The following is a 20,004-nucleotide window of genomic DNA, read 5'->3' as shown; positions in this document are numbered from 1 at the left end:
AGCGCCGTGAAGAATGTCGTTGTTCGGCGCGGCGGCGAACGTCCGAGTTGCCGAGGTAGCGGTGCCAGTCACGCCAGCGCGTCACGTGGGCCACCGCCACGACGGATCGGACAGGTGTTCCGCAAAGTAATCGGACAGCGCCGCCACCTTGGCCGGACGGGCGCGCGCGGACGGCGTGACGAAGTAAAGGCCGCCCTTCGTCAACGACCAGTCGGTCAGGAGCGCTTCGAGGCGGCCATTGGCCAAATATTCGCCGGCGATGAATTCGGGCAGCTCTGCAATCGCGAGGCCATCGAGCAGCGTGGGCAGCAACGCATCGGCATTCGTCACGCGCAGCGGTCCGGTCGGCATGACCGGTTCCTCCTCACCCGCGTCGTTCGTGAACCGCCACACATCGCCGCGTGCGCGATACGCATAGGAAAGGCACGGCCGATCCACCAATTCGCGCGGATGGGCGGGCCGTCCTTCCCGCTTCAGATACGCGGGCGACGCCACGACGAACTGGGTAACCGCGCACAGCCGGCGCGCGACCAGCGACGAATCCGGCAGCGCGGCGATGCGCAGCGCGGCGTCAAAACCGTCGGCGACCAGATCGACCGACGCATCGGAAAGATGCAAGTCGATCGACACCTCGGGATACGTGCGAAAGAAGCCGGGTAACAGTGGCGCAACCCAGCGCAGCCCGAACGACATCGGCACGGCGAGCCGCACCAATCCACGCGGCTGCGACGACATTTCGCGCGCGGCGTTTTCCGCCTCCTCGGCCCGACGATAGATCTCGCCGGCCGTCTCGCAAATGGTCCGGCCGAACTCGGTCAGCGCGAGCTGTCGCGACGTGCGATTGAAGAGCCGCGCACCCAGCCGGTCTTCCAGACGGGCGACGCCCCGCGAGACCGTCGCGACGGACACCCCCATCGCACGCGCCGCCGCCGCGAACGATCCTTCCTCGGCGACCTTCGCGAACATCGCGAGCCCTTCGAAATCCGGCAGCTTGGCCATCGCCCCTCATCTTTTCATTTATGCAACGTTAGGTTGCAATCAATTCTATTTCGAAATGATCGGGGCGTCGATATTCTCCTCACATCGCAGCACACAACACCGAACGCAGTCCCACTTATCGAACGCAAGGAGAAGCAAAATGGCACGCAAACTCGACAGCAAGATCGCCCTCGTGACCGGCGCAACCAGCGGCATCGGCCTGGCCACCGCCCAACGTTTCGCGGCAGAAGGCGCGCACGTCTATCTCACCGGTCGCCGTCAGGCCGAACTCGATGCCGCCGTGAACGGGATCCAGGCCGCGGGCGGGAACGCGACCGGCGTCCGCGTCGACTCCACGAAGCTCGATGAACTCGACGCGTTGTACGCGCAGATCAAGGAAGAACAGGGGCGCCTCGACGTGCTGTTCGCGAACGCCGGCGGCGGTTCGATGCTGCCGCTCGGCGACATCACCGAAGAACACTACGACGACACCTTCGATCGCAACGTGAAGGGCGTGTTGTTCACGGTGCAAAAAGCGCTGCCGCTGCTCGCCGAAGGCGCATCGGTGATTCTCACCGGCTCGACCGCCGGCAGTGCCGGCACCGCTGCCTTCAGCGTGTATTCGGCGTCGAAGGCAGCGGTGCGCGCCTTCGCACGCAGCTGGATTCTCGACCTGAAGGACCGCCGCGTCCGCGTGAACACGATCAGCCCGGGGGCGACCCGCACGCCCGGCCTGCTCGACCTCGCCGGTGACGACGCCGCCCAGCGCCAGGGTCTCGCCGATTACCTGGCGGCCCAGATCCCGATGGGGCGCCTCGGCGAACCGGGCGAGATCGCGAGTGCCGCGCTGTTCCTCGCGTCGGACGACGCGAGCTTCGTGAACGGCGTCGAGCTGTTCGTCGATGGCGGCCAGCAGCAGATTTAAGCATTGCGCCGGGCGCGGATGCGATCGTCGATGATCGAGCCCGCGCCCGGCGCATACGCGCATTTGAACCCGGACCCCTCATGATCGAACATCGATCGTTTCAGTTGCTTGGCGCGACCCGCAGCGACTGGCGCGACACGCGGATGCATTTCCGCGTCGGCGCCTGCGGACGCCCCGATCACGGTTCGCTCGGCGCGCTCTACGCTTGGGATGACGAAGCGATCGCACCGCATGCCGCCTTTGGCCTAGACGCTCACCGGAACGTCGAGATCGTGACCTGGGTGCGCTCGGGCGCGATCACGTTCGAAGACGACGCGGGCAATCGCACGCGGCTGGTCGCCGATTCCATGCAGGTGATGCATGCCGGCGCCGCTATCCACCTTGCCGAGCGCAACGAGGAGAACGTCGCTGCGCGGCTGTTCCGGATCTGGCTGCATCCGCGCACGCCCGGCGGCACGCCGCGTTCGGCGACGCGAACCTGTTCGCGCGAATGTCGCGAAGGCCGCTTCGTCACGCTGGCGAGCGGCGATCCCGATGACGTGTGCGCGGGTGCGCTGCCCATCCACGCCGACGCGCGCGTGCGCATCGCGACGTTACGCCAGGGCACGACGGTGCAGCACGTGTTGCCGGGGTCAGGCGTGGCGTATCTGGTTGCAGATCATGGCCGGCTCGATGTCGGCGAAGTCCGGCTCGCGCCGCGCGACGGGGTTGCCGTTCGCGACGAAGCGCGGCTCACGTTGGTGGCACGAGACGACACCGATGTCGTGATGGTCGAGCTTTTGCGGTAAGGGAGCCGTACCTTCGGGCTCGACCGCAACGACATGCTTCAATGGTTATGCGTCGTACGAAAAGCTCGGTTGGGTCGCTTTATGGGCCGTTTTGCGGTGAGGGGCAGACGTGGATCCGCGTGACGGGGTGTCCGCCACCGGGCGGCAAGCGGCGTCCACGTAAATCATGACGATTTTTTTGCCCGCCTCGTGCGTTCGCCTCACGCATGCTGCGGTGCTACTTCCCCTCCGCCCCTTTCGACGCCCCCTCTCCCAACCCCGCCAGCAACTTCCCCAGCAGTTCAGACAACTGCGCCTGCTCCGCATCCGACAATACGGCCAGCAACTCCCGCTGGTTGTCGATGTGCGCGACGACTGCCTCATCGATCAGCGCGCGGCCGGTCTCCGTCAGTGCGACGAGCGTGCCGCGCCCGTCGGCCGGGTTCGGCCGGCGCTCCACCCACCCGGCCTTCTGCAACCGGTCGATGCGCGCGGTCATCCCGCCCGACGACATCATCAGCGCGTCGTACAGCGCCGTCGGCGTCAGCGCGAACGGCGCTCCGCCGCGCCGCAGCGTGGCCAGCACGTCGAACTCACCCGGCTGCATCCCGTAGCGCGCGAACAGCGGATTGAGACGGTCGCGCGCGATCACGAGCGCCGCCTCCTGCAGGCGCCCCATCACCACCATCGACGACGCGTCGAGATCCGGACGCTCGGCGCGCCATTGCGCGAGCGCATGCGCGGCTCGATCCATTAACCCTCCTCGGCTCACTAGTTATCTTGACGTCGAGATAAATCAGCATTTATCTTGATGTCGAGATACTTTACATGAAAAGCGCGGCACCTCACCGGAGGGCGCCGCGCACCGATATCGAGGGCCTTGCAATGAATCGCTTCACTTCCCCCGGATGGCGGCTTGCCGCCATCGTCCTGGTCGGGCTGAACCTGCGGCCGGCGCTCGCCGCGGTTGGCCCGTTGCTCGACATGATCCAGCGCGCGACCGGCATCAGTGACGGCGCGGCGAGCCTGCTGACGACGATCCCGATCCTGCTGATGGGCCTCGGCGCACTGAGTGCGCGGCGCCTGCAGCGCCTGACCGGCATCGCGGGCGGCGTCTGGCTCGGCGTCGCGTTGATCGGGCTCGCCTGCGTGTCGCGCATCGGCGCGCAGCATGCGTGGCTGCTGCTCGCGAGCGCCTGCTGCGCGGGCGTCGGGATCGCGATGGTGCAGGCGCTGCTGCCCGGCTTCGTGAAGGCGCATTTCGCGACGCGGATCGGCGGTGCGATGGGCGTCTACTCGACGTCGATCATGGGCGGCGCCGTGCTCGCGAGCGTCGTCGCGCCGTTCGCCGCGGCCCAGTGGGGCTGGCTCCCCGCGCTCGCGGGCTGGGCGCTGCCGGCCGGGGTGGCCGCGCTGGCGTGGCCGCTGGCCAGTCGCGGCGGCGACGCGCTCGCCGCCGGGCCGACGTCGGCGTCGAACGCGCAACCGTCGCGCTCGCCGCGCGCGTGGCGACTCGCGCTGTTCTTCGGCATCGCGACGGGCGCGTACACGCTCGTGCTCGCGTGGCTGCCGCCGTATTACATGCGGCTCGGCTGGTCGCCGACGGCGGCCGGCAGCCTGCTCGGCGGCGTGACGCTCGCGGAAGTCGTCGCGGGGCTGACGATCTCGGCGACGATCGACCGCCTGCCCGATCGCCGGCCCGCGCTGCATGCGGCGATCGCGTCGCTGTTCGTCGGCTTGCTGGTGATGCTGGCCGCACCCGAGGCGCTGGCGTTGCCGGCCGCGCTGCTGATGGGCGCGGGGATCGGCGCGCTGTTTCCGCTGTCGCTGATCGTCACCGTCGACCATGCGGCGACGCCGGCCGATGCCGCGTCGCTGACGGGGTTCGTGCAGGGCATCGGCTACCTGATCGCCGGGCTGTTTCCGTTCGCGGCGGGCATCGTGCGCCAACACCTCGCGGATCTGACGCCCGCATGGATCGCGATGGCCTGCCTGTGTGTCGCGCTGTTCGCGCTGGCGGCGGGGTTTGCGCCGAAGCGGGTGCTGCACGCCGCGCGTGCGTAGCGCGTGTCCCGCGCAATGTTGCCCCGCCGCGATCGGACAGGGCTGTGGTCGTGCTCAACTGCTCAACCTGATCCCTGTCGTCGGCATCGCCGCGTCGATCCTGATCCTCGGCGAATCGGCGTCGCCGATCTGCTTCGCCGGCGGCGCGATCACGATCCGCGCGGCGCGCCCCTGCGTGAGCGCCGCACCGAACCCGGGCCGGCCCGCGCGTGATCAGCCCGCGCTCGCGTACAGCGTCGAATCCGCGAACCCTTCGGCGTCCAGCACGCGCCCGATCAGGATCAGCGCGGTGCGCTCGATCTGCGTGCCCTGCACCTGGCCGACGATGTCGGCGAGCGTGCCGGTCACGCGTTCTTCATCCGGCCAGCTCGCGCGATAGATCACCGCGACCGGGCAATCGGCGCCGTAGTGCGGCAGTACTTCGTCGACGATACGGGCGAGATGGCGCACGCCGAGATGGATCGCGAGCGTCGCGCGGTGCGCGGCGAGCGCGCCGAGCGCTTCGCCTTCCGGCATCGTCGTCTTGCCCGCGAAGCGCGTGAGGATCACCGTCTGCGCGACACCGGGCAGCGTCAGCTCGACGCCGAGCGTTGCCGCGCACGCGGCCGTGGCCGTGACGCCGGGTACGATTTCATACGGAATCCCGAGCGCTTTCAAGCGGCGAATCTGCTCGCCGATCGCACCGTACAGCGACGGGTCACCCGAATGCACGCGCGCGACGTCCTGCCCTTTCGCATGCGCGTCGGCGAGCAACGCGACGATGGCGTCGAGGTCGAGTTCGGCGGTATTGACGACCTGCTCCGCGCGATGGCCGTCGAGCACGGCCGCCGGCACGAGCGAACCCGCATACAGGATCACCGGGCACGTGCGCACGAGGCGCTGGCCCTTCACCGTGATCAGCTCCGGGTCGCCGGGGCCCGCGCCGATGAAATACACCGTCATCGAAAAATCTCCGTCAATTCATGGGGTGACCGGCCGCGCGGCGTCATGCGCGCGCGGCCGGATCGAGCGCGTCGATGAGCGCCGCGGCGGAATCGAACGCGCGGTCGGCGTCGGGTAGCGGCGGCCGGCGCAGCATCACGACCGGCAGCCTGCGTTCGCGCGCGACATCGAGCTTGGCTTCCGTGGCCGCGCCGCCGCTGTTCTTGCTGACGACGACGTCGATGCCCATCAGCGCGAACAGCGCGCGCTCGCCGTCGAGCGTGAATGGCCCGCGCGCGGCGACGATCTGCGCATGGGCATTGCCGGGATGCGCGTCGAGGCAGCGCACGAGCCAGAACTGGTGCGGCGGGATCGCGTCGAGATGCGCGAGCGGTTCGCGGCCGAGCGTGAACAGCGGCCGCCTGAACGGCGCGAGCGCGGCCTCGATGCCGGCCCAGTCGTCGACCATGCGCCAGTCATCGCCGGGTTGCGGCACCCACGGCGCGCGGCGCAGCGCCCACAGCGGCACGCCCGCTTCACGCGCAGCGGCTGCGGCATTCGCGCTGATTTGCGCCGCATACGGATGGGTCGCGTCGATCACGAGGCCGATGCCGGCGTCGTGCAGATACGCGGCCAGGCCGGCCGCGCCACCGAAGCCGCCGACGCGCACGTCGCAGCGCAGGTCGTCGGGCACCTTGCCGAGGCCGGCCAGGCTGTACACGTGGTGAGGACCGAGTGCACGCGCGATCTTCAGTGCGTCGCCGGTGCCGCCGAGCAGCAGGATGCGCACGCTCATCGCGCCTCCCCGACGAAGCGGCCCTGCCGGTCGATCGCGAACATCTCGACGGCGACCGACGGCGGCACGATGTCGCGCGCGACGCGCAACGCCTGTGCACAGACGAGATCGCCGAGCGGCACGCCGTCGGCGTGCGCGAGCTTCAGTGCTTCCTGGCTCGTGTTCGCGGCGCGCATCGCGGCCTGCAGCGTGTCGCTTGCGCCCGCTTCGGCCGCCCACTGCGCGAGCAGCGGCAGGTCGATGCTCGAATGGCGGCTGTGCAGGTCGAGATGGCCGGCCGCGAGCTTGCTGAGCTTGCCGAAGCCGCCGCACATCGACAGCCGCGCGACCGGCGCGCGCCGCAGGTGCTTGAGCACCGCGCCCGCGAAATCGCCCATCTCGATCAGCGCCATGTCGGGCAGTTGATAGTGCGCGCGCATCGCGTCCTCGCTCGCGTTGCCGGTGCAGGCGGCAATGTGCGCGATGCCGTTCGCGCGGGCGACGTCGATGCCCTGGTGGATCGACGCGATATAGGCCGAACACGAGAACGGCCGCACGATGCCGGTCGTGCCGAGGATCGACAGGCCGCCGACGATGCCGAGGCGCGGGTTCATCGTCTTCAGCGCGAGCGCTTCGCCGCCTTCGACGCCGATCGTCACGTCGAAGCCGCCCGCATAGCCGTGCTCGGCCGCCAGCGCGTCCAGGTGCGTCGTCATCATCTGGCGCGGCACCGGGTTGATCGCCGGTTCGCCGACCGGCAGCGTCAGCCCCGCGCGCGTGACCGTGCCAACGCCCGGCCCCGCATGAAACCGCACGCCGGGCGCCGCCGCGAGCGCGACGCGCGCGAAGATCAGCGCGCCGTGCGTGACGTCCGGATCGTCGCCGGCATCCTTGATCGTGCCGGCTTCCGCACCGTCGGCGGTCGCCCGGCAGAACTCGAGCCGCATCATCACGCGCTGCCCCTTCGGCAGCACGATCTCGACCGCGTCGTCCGCACTACCCGCGAGCAGCAGTCGCGCGGCGGCGAGCGACGTCGCGGTCGCGCAGCTGCCGGTCGTATAGCCGAAGCGTAGCGGTGCGGGCTGTTCGGGAGTCTCGTCGCGCATCACGCGTCCGTTGCGTTCGTCGTGGCCGGCGCTGCGGACGTGTCGGCCGCGTCGGGCTTGCGCACGTCGTACAGCGTGACCGGCAACGGTTGTCGCCACGTATCGAAGCGGCCGAGCGGCTCGGCGTGGGCGAGCGACACGCGCGTGAGCGTGCCGCCGTGCGCCTCGCGCCAGGCGGCGAGCGTCATCTCGCCCTGCAGCGTGACCGCGTTCGCGACCAGCCGGCCGCCGGGCTTCAGCGTTGCCCAGCACGCGTCGAGCACGCCGGGCGCGGTCGCCCCGCCGCCGATGAAGATCGCGTCGGGCGCGGCGAGCCCCGCGAGCGCGTCGGGCGCGCGGCCCGCGACGAGCTGCAGGCCCGGCACGCCAAGCGCGTCGCGGTTGTGCTCGATGAAGCGCTGCCGCTCCGCATGCGCTTCGATCGCGATCGCCTGGCATGACGGATGCGCGCGCATCCATTCGATGCCGATCGAGCCGCTGCCGGCGCCGACGTCCCACAGCAGCTCGCCGGGCGCGGGCGCGAGACGCCCGAGCGTCATCGCGCGCAGGTCGCGCTTGGTGAGCTGGCCGTCGTGACGGTACGCATCGTCGGGCAGGCCGGGCGTGAGCGCGCGGCGCGGCGCGTCACGGCCGGCCTGGCAATCGAGCGCGACCAGGTTGAGCGCGGCCGTTTCGTCGATGCGCCAGTCCTGCGCGAGAGCGTCGAGACGCCGCTCGAGCGGGCCACCGAGATGTTCGAACACGCTGATGCGCGTCGGCCCGAAGCCGCGTGCGACGAGTTCGGCCGCGACGGCGGCCGGCGTGCGGCCGTCGGCGCTCAGCACGAACAGGCGGCGCCCGGGCAGCAGATGACGCGCGAGCGTCGCAAGCGGCCGGCCGACGAGCGAGACCGCGCCGACCTCCTGCAGCGCCCAGCCGAGGCGCGCGGCCGCGAGCGACAGCGAGGACGGCGCGGGCAGTACGCGCCATTCGTCGGGGGAAAGCTGGCGCGCGAGCGTGGCGCCGACACCGAACAGCATCGGGTCGCCGCTGGCGAGCACGCAGACGGGCGACGCGCGCCGCGCCAGCACGCCCGCGAGGTCGAACGGCGACGGCCACGCTTCGCGCGCGGCCGGCAGCCGCGCGGGCAGCATGTCGAGATGCCGCTTCGCGCCGACGACGAGCGTCGCGTCGAGCAGTGCGCGACGCGCACTGCGCCCGAGCCCCGCGTAACCGTCGTCGCCGATGCCCACTACCGTCAGCCACGCCGTCATGCACCCTTCCCCATCGTTCGATTTCCTACCGTGTGTTGCGGTGCGCGGCGGCTGGGCCGTCGCGCGTTGATTCGTTCATGTGTCGTGTGCGTCGCCCGCCCGCCGGTGTGATACGGCCACGACGTCAGCCGAGCGGCACGCCGACGACAAACGTCAGCAAGGCCAGAACCATCCCGCCGATCGACGCGATCAGCAGCCAGCCGAGCAGCAGCCACATGAGCGAGCGTGCATCGGTTTTCCGGTACAGGAACGTGCCGCCCGCCGCGATCGGCACGCCGAGGCCGGCGAGTCCGACATTCTTCGGCCACTCGGCCGACGGCGCAAGCGGGATCAGTATGCACGCGAGCAGCATCCAGGCCGGGATGGCCAGCAGGCCCAGCGCGATGCCCATGCCGAACAGCTCCGTCCTGCCGAGTGTCATCGCGGATGCCGGCGGTCGCCGATCGGGTGTCGAGCCGCCAATCGTACCATTTGCGAGATAGCGCCAAACCGGCTGCGACCGCGCTGTGACGCGGTTGCGCGGCATATCGACAATGCCGGATCGTCTCGAAAATCGGGTATCCTACGGCCGTTCGTTCGCCGGTGCCCTTCGGGGCCGAAGAGGGAACACAGGGCGCGCCACGCGCCGCTGTGGCTGCCCCCGCAACTGTAGACAGCGAGCCGATCTCCCCCTCATGCCACTGGTTCCACCGGGAAGGCCGGGAGCCGGCGCCGACCTGTCAGCCAGGAGACCTGCCGGCCAGAAAGTGCGTGCGTGCCAGTCGGCGTCGGGCGGGGTGTACCGATGCGTTGGCCGCGGCCCGACACTGTCCCGGTACCCCGTTGAGTTCCGCCCCCGTTTCGATTCCTGCGTCGCCCGTCGTGCGCCCGTCGGCCTGCCCGGGGCTCGTGCGCGTGGTCGCGGCCGCCGACGGCGGGCTGTGCCGGATCAAGCTGCCGGGCGGCCGGCTCGATGCGCGCCAGGCGCGTGCGATCGCCGCCGCCGCGCGCGCCTTCGGCTCCGGCACGATCGACGCGACCAATCGCGCGAATCTCCAGCTGCGCGGCATTCGTGACGGCGCGGCCGACGCGCTGACGCGTGCGTTGCTCGAAGCGGGTCTCGGCCCGCCCGTCGACGCCACCTCGAATGCAGACGCCGATGCGGCCGCGCTCGCCGCGAGCGACGACGTGCGCAACGTGCTGCTCAGCCCGCTCGCCGGCCACGACCCTGCCGCGCTCGTCGACAGCCGCGCGCTTGCCGCGCCGCTCTTCGACATGCTGGCGCGCGAGCCCCGCCGCGGCGAGCTGTCGCCGAAATTCTCGATCCAGCTCGACGGCGGCGAATCGGTTGCGGCGCTCGATCATCCTCACGACATCTGGCTGGCCGCCCGGCGTCGCGGCGACGGCGCGGTGCGCGTCGCGGCCGGGCTGGCCGGTTGTCCGCCGGTCGCGCACGATGACCCACCCGCTTCGGTCGATGTCGCGCCCGATCAAGCTGCTGCGCTGGTCCGCGCGCTGCTGCTCGCGTTTCTCGATCTCGCACCGGCCGACGTCACGCGGATGCGCGCGCTGCTCGCAACATGCGGCGAACGCGCGCTGCTCGAACGCGCGCAGCACTACCTGCCCTTCCCGCTTGAAGCCGATCCGGCACTCGCCGGCTGGCGCCGCACGTGCACCGACCCGACGCTGCGTTTCGGCGTGCGCCCGTCGCTCGATGCGACGCGCTGCAACGTCGGCGCGCAATTCGTGCTCGGCCGACTCGATGCCACCCAACTGGAACGGCTCGCGGCGCTGGCCGAAACCGACGGCGACGGCACGCTGTCGATGACGCCATGGCAAGGCGTGTTCTTGCATGACGTCTCGCGCGAACGCGCACCGGCCACGCTCGATGCGCTCGCGTCGCTTGGCCTCGTCTGCGCGTCGTCGGACCCGCTGGCGACGCTCGTCGCGTGCGCCGGCAGCGCGGGCTGCGCGAAGGCGCGCGCCGACACGAAGCACGACGCACGCGCGCTCGCCGCCCGCATCGGCCATGCAGTCGACGTGCACCTGACCGGCTGCGAACGCCACTGCGCGCTGCCGCATCCCGCGACGCACACGCTCGTCGCGGTGGCGCCCGCGCACTACGACCTTTACCGGCGCGACGCCGCCGCGGGCCTTGGCGCCCCGCTCGCGCGCCATCTGACGATTGACCAGGCCGCGGCCCGACTGACGGGCGCGCGGCACAGCCAGGACACCACCGATGCTTGACTACATTCGCGACGGGCAGGAAATCTACCGCCAGTCGTTCGCGACGATCCGCGCCGAGGCCGACCTGTCGCAGGTTCCGCCCGACCTCGAGAAACTCGCGGTGCGCGTGATCCATGCGTGCGGGATGGTCGACGTCGTCTACGACCTGCGCTTCTCGGCCGGCGCCGGCACGGCGGGCCGCACGGCGCTCGCCGCCGGCGCGCCGATCCTGTGCGATGCGCGGATGGTCGCCGAAGGCATTACGCGTGCGCGGCTGCCTGCCGACAACCGCGTGATCTGCACGCTCGGCGAGCCCGAGGTGCCCGATCTCGCGCGGCATCTCGGCAACACGCGTTCGGCCGCCGCGCTCGAGCTGTGGCGTCCGCATCTCGCGGGCAGCGTCGTCGTGATCGGCAATGCGCCGACCGCGCTGTTCCATCTGCTCGACATGATCGACGCCGGCGCGCCGCGCCCCGCGCTGATCCTCGGTTTCCCGGTCGGCTTCATCGGCGCGGCCGAATCGAAGGCGCTGCTCGACGCCGACAGCCGCGGCGTGCCGTACGTCGCCCTGCTCGGCCGGCGCGGCGGCAGCGCGATGGCGGCGGCGGCGGTCAACGCACTCGCGACGGAGGTCGAATGACGACCGCGCGCGGACGCCTGTTCGGTGTCGGTGTCGGCCCCGGCGATCCCGAACTGATGACGATCAAGGCGCTGCGCGTGCTGCAGGCCGCGCCGGTGGTCGCGTATTTCGTCGCGAAGGGCAAGAAAGGTAATGCGTACGGCATCGTCGAAGCGCACCTCCAGGACGCGCAGACGCAGCTGCCGCTGGTCTATCCGGTGACGACCGAGGCCTTGCCGCCGCCGCTGTGCTACGAGACGGTGATTGCCGACTTCTACGACACGGCCGCCGAGATCGTTGCCGCGCACCTCGACGCGGGGCGCGACGTCGCGGTGATCTGCGAAGGCGACCCGTTCTTCTACGGCTCGTACATGTACCTGCACGACCGCCTCGCGCCGCGCTACGACACCGAGGTGATTCCGGGCGTGTGCGCGATGCTCGGGGGCACCGCGGTGCTCGGCCAACCGCTCGTCTATCGCAACCAGAGCCTGTCGGTGCTGTCGGGCGTGCTGCCCGAGCATGAACTGCGCGAGCGGCTCGCGCGGGCCGACGCGGCCGTCGTGATGAAGCTCGGGCGCAATTTCGACAAGGTGCGGCGCGTGCTCGACGAGCTGGGGCTCGCGAAGCGCGCGCTGTATGTCGAGCGCGCGACGATGGCGAGCCAGCGCATCGTGCCGCTCGACGAAGTCGACCCGATGGCGTCGCCGTATTTCTCGCTGCTCGTCGTGCCGGGGGAAAAATGGCAAGGATGACCACGCCGCCCGCGATCGTGATTCTCGGCGCGGGCGCGCTCGATACCGCGCGGCGCATCCAGGCGCGTTATCCGGGTGCGCTCGTGCATGGCCTCGCATCGCGTGTCGCGGCCGACGTGCCGTTCGACGATCTCGGCGCGCATCTGCGTGAACTCTATGCGCGCGGTGTGCCGATCGTCGCGCTGTGCGCGGCCGGCATCGTGATCCGCTGCATCGCCCCCGCGCTCGCCGACAAGGGCATCGAGCCGCCCGTGCTCGCGGTGGCGGAAGACGGCTCGGCGGTCGTGCCGCTGCTCGGCGGGCTGACGGGTGTCAACGTGATCGCGCGGGAAATCGCCGCATGCGTCGGCGTCGCGCCGGCGATCACGACGAGCGGCGAACTGCGCTTCGGCGCGTGCGTGCTCAATCCGCCGGAAGGCTATGCGCTTGCCGATCTCGGCCAGGGCAAGCGCTTCGTCTCCGATCTGCTCGCGGGCGCGTCGACGCGCATCGACGGCGCGGCGCCGTGGCTCGACGATGTTGCGCTGCCGCGCGACGAAGCCGCCGCGCATGCGATCCGCGTGACCCCCGACGCATGGCGCGGGTCGCGCGACGAACTCGTGATTCATCCGCGCAGCGTCGTGGTCGGCGTCGATGCGCGGGCTATCCACGCGGATGAAGCGCTTGCCGCACGCATTGATGCAGCACTCGATTCGCAAGGTCTCGCGCGGCTGGCGCTCGCCGCGATCGTTGCGCCCGCATCGGCAATCGGTGATGGCGTACTGGAAGAAGCGGCGCAAACGCTCGACGTGCCGCTGCGCTTCGTAGATGCCGACGCTGACGCGACAGATGATGCGGCCACCCTGCTCGGCCGCGCGTTGCGCGTCGCGCACACGCTGCGCGCCCCGACGAACGGCATCGCATGCGCGGTCGCGTCGCATCCGGTCGATCCCGCCACGCTCGGCCGTGCACGCGGCCGACTGACGGTGCTCGGCCTCGGCCCGGGCGGCGCCGAGTGGCTCACGCCGGCCGCGCGCGCCGCGCTCGAGGACGCGACCGACATCCTCGGCTACACGACCTACGTGAACATGGCCGGCCCGTTCCGCGCCGACCAGCGCGTGCATGGCACCGACAATCGCGAGGAGATGCAGCGCGCGCGCCATGCGTTCGAGCTTGCAGCCGAAGGCCGGCGCGTCGCGGTCGTGTCGTCGGGCGATCCGGGCGTGTTCGCGATGGCCGCGGCCGTGCTCGAAGCGCTCGACGAAGCGCGCGATCCGCACTGGGCCGCGGTCGACCTGCGCGTGGAGCCCGGCATCTCGGCGTCGCTCGCGACGGCCGCGCAGGCCGGTGCGCCGCTCGGTCACGACTTCTGCGCGATTTCGCTGTCGGACAACCTGAAGCCGTGGGACGTGATCGAGACGCGCCTGCGGCACGCGGCGCAGGCCGATCTGGTGATGGCGTTCTACAACCCGATCTCGCGTGCACGGCCGTGGCAGCTCGATCGTGCGCTCGATGCCGTGCGCGCGCACCGCAGCGCCGAGACGGTGGTCGTGCTCGGCCGCGACATCGGCCGGCCGGGCGCGACGCTCACGACGACGACGCTCGGCGCGTTGCGCAGCGACCAGGTCGACATGCGCACGATGGTGATCGTCGGCTCGTCGACGACGCGGCGCTTCGCAATCGGCAACGCACGCGAGTGGGTCTATACGCCGCGCTGGTATCGCTGAACCCGGTCAGCGCGTCGGCGTGACGCCGCGTGCGTCGGCCTGCGCGGTGCCGGCTGTGCCGTCGGCGCGCCAGAACCGGTACACGAGCACGCCGACGATCGCTTGCGTCGCGACCACGAACGCGACGCAGCCGGCCCATCCCCACCGATGCCAGCCGGGCACCGGCAGGATCGAGCCGAGGCTGCCGCCGAAGTAATAGCAGGACAGGTAGATGCCGATCGCCGTCGAGCGCGCGCTCGACGCCGCCTGCGAGATGAACGTATTGGCCGACGCCTGTTCGACGAACACGGCGGTCGAGCTGAGTGCGAGGCCGGCCAGGATCACCGGCACGTGGTCGGACAGCGTGAGCAGCGCCCCGCCGATCGCGAGCGCGGCCGCGGCAAGCCCCGGCGCGCGCGGGCCGCGATGCCGCGCGAGGCGTCCTGCCAGCGGGGTCACGACCACCGCCACCAGAAACACCGCATAGATCGCGCCGATCCCGACCGTGCCGAAGTTGAACGGCGCGCGGGCCAGGCGCAGGCCGACGAACGTGAACGTCGCGACCTGCGACGCGAGCACGCATGCGCCGATCGCGAACGATGCAAGCAGCGGGCCGCGCGTGACGATGCGCCAGGACGGCCCCGCGCCGCTATCCGCAACGTGCTCGACGCGCCGCGCGATCGCGCCGGACGCCGGCAGGCTCGCGTAGATCGCGACGCCCGTGACGAGACACAGCGCCGCGACGACGTCGAGCGCATGCCGCCAGCCCCAGATCGACGTCATCAGGTTGGTCGCGAAGCGGCCGGCGAAACCGCCGAGCGTCGTGCCGGCGACGAACAGCGCGCTGATCTCGGCGGAGGTGCCGCGATCGAAGCGCTCGGCGATATAGGCGATCGACAGCGCGAAAATGAAGGGCATGACGAGACCGGCTGCAAAGCGCGCGCCGAGGAACGACGTGAAACCGCCCGCCTGCGCGGACCACACGACCGGCAGCGCGACGGCCACCGCCGCGAGCGAGATCGCGACGCGCCGCTCGATGCGCGCGGCCAGCATGCCGACGAACGGCGCGATAATGGCGACGGCCGTCGTGGTGGCGCTCACGCCCTGCCCCGCGCGCTCCGCGCTGACACCGAAGGTGGCCGCGAGTTCGTGCAGGATGCCCTGCGTCGAATACAGATTGAGAAACGCGGCGAAGCCGCAGAGAAAGAACGCGATGCGCGTGGTCCTGTCGTTCATCGGAGCGGCCTGGTCGTCGATACCGACAGTCTGACGAGCGCGCCGCGTGCACGCCAATACCGTTTTCATCGCGATTGATACCGGAACGACAACAATGCTCGACCTGCGCCGCCTCCGCTATTTCGTGGTCGTCGCCGACGAACTGCACTTCGGCCGCGCGGCGTTGCGCCTGCGGGTCGCGCAGCCGCCGCTGACGCGCCATATCGCTGCACTCGAAAGCGAGCTCGGCGTCCGGCTGTTCGAGCGTTCGACGCGCGCGGTGCGGCTGACGCCGGAAGGCGCCGCGTTCCTCGACCATGCGCGCCACGTCGTCAGCGCGGCCGCCGAGGCCGAGGCGACCGCGCGCAAGATCGCGCAGGGCGTTGCCGGGCGAATCGTGATCGGCTATGCGAGCTCGATCCCGATGTCCGACACGTTCCCGGACGTCATCCGCGTCGCGAGCCGGACGATGCCCGACGTCGAGCTGGCGTTCCGCGAGGCGGCGACCGCGAGCCAGCGCCAGCAGATCGCGGACGGCACGATGGACATCGGTTTCGGCTGGGCATGGCACGGTGCGCCCGGCGTGCCGGTGGCATCGCTCGTCGTGTCGCGCGAACCGCTCGTCGCGGCCGTGCCGGCCGGCGATCCGCTCGCGAGCCGTGCGAGCGTCGACGTCGCGGCGCTTGCGCACGCAACCTTCGTCACCTTTCCGCCCGGTTACGGCTCGGCATTGACCGCGGCACTGGACGACCTGTGCGCGCAAGCCGGATTCACGCCGCGGATCGGCGCGACCGCCGCACAGATCACGACGCTCGTGTCGCTGGTGGCCGCCGAACGCGGCATCGCGATCGTGCCGGGTTTCACGGCCACGCTGCAGCGTCCGGGCGTCGTCTACGTGCCGCTCGCCGGCACGCGCGCGGTCGAGCAGATCGTGTCGTGGAACGAGCCGTTCGCGTCGGCGTGCGTCGAGCGCTTCGTCGCACTGGCGCGCTCGCTCGTGCAGCCGCCATCGGCTTGAAGCGCGACGAGCGACACGCGTCGGGCCTCTCCCGGTCGATCGGAAAAATCACCCGTGTCACGCATTCAGGAACTGTGTCGAATCGGCAAGATCGTTACGTATCGGGAATCAAATAACAAAAAGAACTCCTGACTATTCACTATTCGACGCGAATCCTCCAAGATGAGCACGCCGTCGGCCGGGCATGCCCGGTCGCCCGACCGGCGGCGATACGCGGGCCAGCGTATCCCTCTTCCACTTGGAGAACACAATGAACAACAATGTGTTGCCGCGTTTCATCCCGCGCGCACTTGCAGCGGGTTGCCTGCTTGCCGTGGCGAGCGTGTCCCAGGGCGCCGGCGTCTATGCGCCCTACGTCGACGTGACGCTCTATCCGACGCCGCTCGTCGACCAGATCGGCGTCCGGCAAGGCATCCAGCAGTTCACGCTCGCGTTCGTGGTCGCGGGCAACGGCTGTGTGCCGTCATGGGGCGGCGTGCAGCCGATCGGCAACGGCGCGAGCGGCGGCCTGCTGACCGCGCTGTCGACGTCGATCGCGAGCTATCGCGCGAAAGGCGGCGAAGTCGCCGTGTCGTTCGGCGGTGCGAACGGCACGCCGCTGATGCAGGCGTGCTCGACGGTTCCCGCGCTGGCGAGCGCGTACCAGACCGTGATCGACACCTACGGCCTCACGCACGTCGACTTCGACATCGAAGGTGCGTCGCAAACGGACACGGCCGCGGTCGCACGCAACTTCCAGGCGGTCACGCAGCTGCAGGCGAGCTATGCGGCGAAAGGCAAGCCGCTGCACGTCACGCTGACGCTGCCGACGATGCCGACCGGGCTCACGCAGGACGGCCTGAACGTCGTCAACGCGGCGATCTCGAACAAGACCGCGTTCGATGCGGTGAACGTGATGGCGATGGACTACGGCCCCGCGAACCTCGACATGGGCGCGGCCGCGATCAGTGCCGCGCAGGCGCTCTACTCGCAGCTCGATACGGCTTTCAAGTCGGCCGGCCAGCCGAAGACGAATGCGCAGCTCTGGCAGATGGTCGGCGTCACGCCGATGATCGGCGTGAACGACGTGCAAGGCGAAACCTTCACGCTCGCGAATGCGCAAAGCGTGCTGAACGCGGCGGTCAGCAACGGCTACGGCTTCTTCGGCAACTGGTCGGTCGGCCGCGACCAGGCGTGCCCGTCGGGCGGCACGTATGCGTCGCCGACCTGCTCGGGCGTCGCGCAGCAGCCGTACGCGTTCGCGACGATCTTCAAGCGGCTCGACGGCAAGTGGGGCACGGGCGTCACGCAGGATCCGAACTACGGCAGCGGCTCGGACGGCGGCACGCCGCAACCGGGTGCGCCCTGGGCGGCCGGCCAGGTCTATACGGCCGGCGCGACGGTCACCTACCAGGGCACGACGTACCAGGCGCAATGGTGGACGCAGGGCGACGTGCCCGGACAGGCCGCCGTGTGGAAGGCCGTCGGCGGCGGCACGGCCACGTGGTCGGCCACCACCGCGTATTCGGGCGGCACCTGCGTGATGTACCAGGGCGCGAAATACTGTGCGAAATGGTGGACGCAAGGCGACAACCCGAGTGCGGGCGGCGTGTGGGTGAAGTCGTGATGCGGCGTAGCGGCCGGCGCTAGGCGCGAGGCCTGCGCATCCGGGGCCGTTCACGGCGATCGCCCGCTACCGGATCGCCGGCGGACGGCCCGCTGGGCGGCGCGCCCTGCCCGCTTTCAGTCGCGCGCGTGCTCGGCCAGCAGCCTGGCCTTCGCGTCGACGAGCAGCGCCGCATGCGTGTCGCGATGCTGGCGAATCCGCTCGGTCGGCCCGACCACCGACAGCCCGTACCAGTCGCCGTCGAGCGTCAACGCAACCGCGATCGCCGACAGCTCGGGCGCGCTCTCGCCGAAGTTCTCGGCCCAGCCGAGTTCGCGAAACCGGGCGGTTTGCGCGACGAGCGCGGGTAGATCCGCCACCGTCGCATCGGTGAAGCGCTCGAACGGCAACTGCGCGCCGAGCGCCTGCTGTGCGTCGCCGGCCAGTTCCGCGAAGATCGCCTTGCCGATCGAATTCGCATGCAGCGGGCGCAGTTCGCCCGGCGCGCGCGTATAGCGGATCGCCTGCTCCGACTCGACGACGTCGAGATACGTGACCGCCACACCCTGGATCTTGCCGAGCACGGCCGTCTCGCGGCTCGCGTCGCGCAGCGCGACGAGATGCGGATGGACGGTGTCGACGACCGGGTCGGTCGCGTCGATCGCGGCGGCGATCGTCTGCAGGCGGCGCGTCGGGTAGTAGCCGCCGCGCTTGCGCACTTCGTACAGGTAGCCGCGGCTCACGAGCGTGCGCGCCATCGCGAGGCAGCTCGACGCCGGCACATTGAGCAGGCGCGCGAGTTCGGTGAGCGGCAGCGGCCGCCGTTCGGCGGCGAACAGCTCGAACAGGTCGAGCGTGCGGGCAACGAGTTTGACGTCCATGACGAGTGCTTGAATCGGAACGGGAAACCGCGCACCGGGCCGGCTGCCGGGTCGGACCGGTCAGTACGACTTCGGCAGCCCGAGCACCTTCTCCGCGATGTAGCACAGGATCAGTTGCGGACTCACGGGCGCGAGCCTTGGAATCATACACTCGCGCAGGTAGCGCTCGACATGGTATTCCTTCGCATAGCCCATCCCGCCGTGCGTCGCGACCGCCGTCTGGCAGGCCTGGAACGCGGCTTCCGCGCCGAGGTATTTCGCGGCGTTGGCCTCCGCGCCGCACGACTGCCCCGCGTCGTAGCGCGTCGCCGCCTTCATCACCATCAGCCACGCGGCCTCGAGCTGCATCCACGCCTGCGCGAGCGGATGCTGGATCGACTGGTTCTGCCCGATCGGCCGGCCGAACACGACACGCTCGCACGCGTACTGCGTCGCGCGGCGCAGCGCGGCCTGCCCGAGCCCGATCGCCTCCGCGGCGATCAGGATCCGTTCGGGATTCAGCCCGTGCAGCAGGTAGCGGAAGCCGTCGCCTTCGTTGCCGATCAGGTCGCCTTCCGGCACGCGCAGGTTGTCGATGAACAGCATGTTCGAATCGACCGCCTTGCGGCCCATCTTCTCGATCTCGCGCACCTCGACGCGCGAGCGGTCGAGGTCGGTATAGAACAGGCTCAGCCCGTCGGTCGGCTTCGCGACCTGGTCGAGCGGCGTCGTGCGCGCGATGATCAGCATCTTGTTCGCGACCTGCGCGGTCGAGATCCAGATCTTGCGCCCGCTCAGCACGTAATGGTCGCCGTCGCGGCGCGCCTGCGTGGTCAGGTGCGTGGTGTCGAGGCCCGCATCGGGTTCCGTCACCGCGAAGCACGCCTTGTCGCGCCCGGCGATCAGCGGCGGCAGGAAGCGCGCCTTCTGCGCGTCGGTGCCGAACACCTGCACCGGATTCAGCCCGAAGATGTTCATGTGGACGGCCGACGCGCCGGACAGGCCGGCGCCCGAGGCGCTGATCGTGCGCATCATCAGCGCGGCCTCGGTCATCCCGAGCCCGGCGCCGCCATGGGCCGGGTCCATCGCGATGCCGAGCCAGCCGGCCTCGGCGAGCGCCGCGTGGAAATCGGCCGGAAACCCGCCCGCGCGATCGCGTTCGAGCCAGTAATCGTCGCCGAAGCGCGCGCATATTTTCTCGATCGCGCTTTCGATCGCGCGCTGGTCATCGGTCAGGTCGAACTGCATGGCATGCACTCCTGGAAAAGGCCAAGCG

General features: G+C 70.3%; 19 protein-coding genes and 1 riboswitch. Of the genes, 9 read left to right on the top strand and 10 right to left on the bottom strand.

Features of this window, described 5'->3' with window-relative positions; all coding sequences use genetic code 11:
- Positions 1 to 81: 81 nt before the first annotated feature.
- Positions 82 to 999, bottom strand: coding sequence for a LysR family transcriptional regulator (locus CFB45_RS09630; protein ID WP_089425428.1), 918 nt, complete (start codon positions 997 to 999; stop codon positions 82 to 84).
- Between the two features lie 139 nt (positions 1,000 to 1,138).
- On the opposite strand from CFB45_RS09630, the gene CFB45_RS09625 reads away from it, so the two are divergent.
- Both CFB45_RS09625 and CFB45_RS09620 read left to right on the top strand, forming a co-directional pair.
- Positions 1,139 to 1,903: an SDR family NAD(P)-dependent oxidoreductase gene (locus CFB45_RS09625; RefSeq protein ID WP_089425427.1), complete on the top strand. Its 765-nt coding sequence runs from the start codon at positions 1,139 to 1,141 to the stop codon at positions 1,901 to 1,903.
- An 80-nt stretch (positions 1,904 to 1,983) separates the two neighbouring features.
- On the top strand, positions 1,984 to 2,691 hold the full coding sequence (locus tag CFB45_RS09620; protein ID WP_089425426.1) for a pirin family protein: 708 nt from the start codon (positions 1,984 to 1,986) through the stop codon (positions 2,689 to 2,691).
- A 217-nt stretch (positions 2,692 to 2,908) separates the two neighbouring features.
- On the opposite strand, the gene CFB45_RS09615 is transcribed toward CFB45_RS09620, so the two are convergent.
- Positions 2,909 to 3,424: a MarR family winged helix-turn-helix transcriptional regulator gene (locus CFB45_RS09615; protein ID WP_089425425.1), complete on the bottom strand. Its 516-nt coding sequence runs from the start codon at positions 3,422 to 3,424 to the stop codon at positions 2,909 to 2,911.
- A 131-nt stretch (positions 3,425 to 3,555) separates the two neighbouring features.
- Between CFB45_RS09615 and CFB45_RS09610 the strand changes: the two genes are divergently transcribed.
- Positions 3,556 to 4,734: an MFS transporter gene (locus tag CFB45_RS09610; RefSeq protein WP_089425424.1), complete on the top strand. Its 1,179-nt coding sequence runs from the start codon at positions 3,556 to 3,558 to the stop codon at positions 4,732 to 4,734.
- Between the two features lie 213 nt (positions 4,735 to 4,947).
- Here CFB45_RS09610 and cobM read toward each other — a convergent pair whose 3' ends face one another.
- The 5 genes from cobM to CFB45_RS09585 form a co-directional block, all read right to left on the bottom strand.
- Positions 4,948 to 5,676, bottom strand: a complete 729-nt coding sequence (gene cobM, locus CFB45_RS09605) for a precorrin-4 C(11)-methyltransferase (RefSeq protein ID WP_089425423.1) — start codon at positions 5,674 to 5,676, stop codon at positions 4,948 to 4,950.
- Positions 5,677 to 5,719: 43 nt separating this feature from the next.
- Positions 5,720 to 6,451 (bottom strand): cobalt-precorrin-6A reductase, encoded by a 732-nt coding sequence (locus tag CFB45_RS09600; RefSeq protein WP_089425422.1) that lies wholly within the window; start codon positions 6,449 to 6,451, stop codon positions 5,720 to 5,722.
- Positions 6,448 to 7,536, bottom strand: coding sequence for a cobalt-precorrin-5B (C(1))-methyltransferase (locus CFB45_RS09595; RefSeq protein ID WP_089425421.1), 1,089 nt, complete (start codon positions 7,534 to 7,536; stop codon positions 6,448 to 6,450). The genes CFB45_RS09600 and CFB45_RS09595 overlap by 4 nt, the downstream gene beginning before the upstream one ends.
- A complete protein-coding gene (gene cbiE / locus CFB45_RS09590) occupies positions 7,536 to 8,789 on the bottom strand; it encodes a precorrin-6y C5,15-methyltransferase (decarboxylating) subunit CbiE (protein WP_089425420.1) in 1,254 nt (417 codons plus the stop codon). Before cbiE ends, CFB45_RS09595 begins: the two co-directional genes overlap by 1 nt.
- Before the next feature lie 124 nt (positions 8,790 to 8,913).
- A complete protein-coding gene (locus CFB45_RS09585) occupies positions 8,914 to 9,210 on the bottom strand; it encodes a hypothetical protein (RefSeq protein ID WP_144025191.1) in 297 nt (98 codons plus the stop codon).
- Positions 9,211 to 9,352: 142 nt separating this feature from the next.
- A riboswitch (cobalamin riboswitch) is annotated at positions 9,353 to 9,543 on the top strand.
- A gap of 107 nt (positions 9,544 to 9,650) precedes the next feature.
- Between CFB45_RS09585 and cobG the strand changes: the two genes are divergently transcribed.
- Genes cobG through cobJ form a run of 4 tightly spaced genes read left to right on the top strand, consistent with a single transcriptional unit; the run spans position 9,651 to position 14,071 of the window.
- Entirely contained in the window at positions 9,651 to 11,015 is a 1,365-nt protein-coding gene (cobG, locus tag CFB45_RS09580) for a precorrin-3B synthase (RefSeq protein ID WP_306427031.1), read from the top strand.
- Positions 11,008 to 11,634 (top strand): precorrin-8X methylmutase, encoded by a 627-nt coding sequence (locus CFB45_RS09575; protein WP_046545711.1) that lies wholly within the window; start codon positions 11,008 to 11,010, stop codon positions 11,632 to 11,634. Before cobG ends, CFB45_RS09575 begins: the two co-directional genes overlap by 8 nt.
- Positions 11,631 to 12,365, top strand: a complete 735-nt coding sequence (locus CFB45_RS09570; RefSeq protein ID WP_089425417.1) for a precorrin-2 C(20)-methyltransferase — start codon at positions 11,631 to 11,633, stop codon at positions 12,363 to 12,365. The genes CFB45_RS09575 and CFB45_RS09570 overlap by 4 nt, the downstream gene beginning before the upstream one ends.
- A complete protein-coding gene (cobJ, locus tag CFB45_RS09565) occupies positions 12,362 to 14,071 on the top strand; it encodes a precorrin-3B C(17)-methyltransferase (protein ID WP_089425416.1) in 1,710 nt (569 codons plus the stop codon). Before CFB45_RS09570 ends, cobJ begins: the two co-directional genes overlap by 4 nt.
- 6 nt (positions 14,072 to 14,077) lie before the next feature.
- On the opposite strand, the gene CFB45_RS09560 is transcribed toward cobJ, so the two are convergent.
- Positions 14,078 to 15,286, bottom strand: coding sequence for an MFS transporter (locus CFB45_RS09560; protein ID WP_089425415.1), 1,209 nt, complete (start codon positions 15,284 to 15,286; stop codon positions 14,078 to 14,080).
- A 94-nt stretch (positions 15,287 to 15,380) separates the two neighbouring features.
- On the opposite strand from CFB45_RS09560, the gene CFB45_RS09555 reads away from it, so the two are divergent.
- The gene (locus CFB45_RS09555; RefSeq protein ID WP_089425414.1) at positions 15,381 to 16,283 is read left to right on the top strand and encodes a LysR substrate-binding domain-containing protein; all 903 of its coding nucleotides are present in this window, start codon (positions 15,381 to 15,383) and stop codon (positions 16,281 to 16,283) included.
- Between the two features lie 250 nt (positions 16,284 to 16,533).
- Complete coding sequence (locus CFB45_RS09550; RefSeq protein ID WP_089425413.1) at positions 16,534 to 17,889, top strand: chitinase; 1,356 nt, start codon at positions 16,534 to 16,536, stop codon at positions 17,887 to 17,889.
- Between the two features lie 116 nt (positions 17,890 to 18,005).
- Here the strand turns inward: CFB45_RS09550 and CFB45_RS09545 are convergent, their stop codons facing one another.
- Together CFB45_RS09545 and CFB45_RS09540 are read right to left on the bottom strand one after the other, a co-directional pair.
- Complete coding sequence (locus tag CFB45_RS09545) at positions 18,006 to 18,749, bottom strand: IclR family transcriptional regulator (protein ID WP_089425412.1); 744 nt, start codon at positions 18,747 to 18,749, stop codon at positions 18,006 to 18,008.
- Positions 18,750 to 18,809: 60 nt separating this feature from the next.
- A complete protein-coding gene (locus CFB45_RS09540) occupies positions 18,810 to 19,976 on the bottom strand; it encodes an acyl-CoA dehydrogenase family protein (RefSeq protein ID WP_089425411.1) in 1,167 nt (388 codons plus the stop codon).
- Between the last annotated feature and the right edge of the window lie 28 nt (positions 19,977 to 20,004).

This window comes from Burkholderia sp. HI2500 (assembly GCF_002223055.1).
Lineage (GTDB): Bacteria > Pseudomonadota > Gammaproteobacteria > Burkholderiales > Burkholderiaceae > Burkholderia.
Note: the sequence above shows the minus strand (reverse complement) of the source record. Positions and strands in the feature narration are given on the sequence as shown.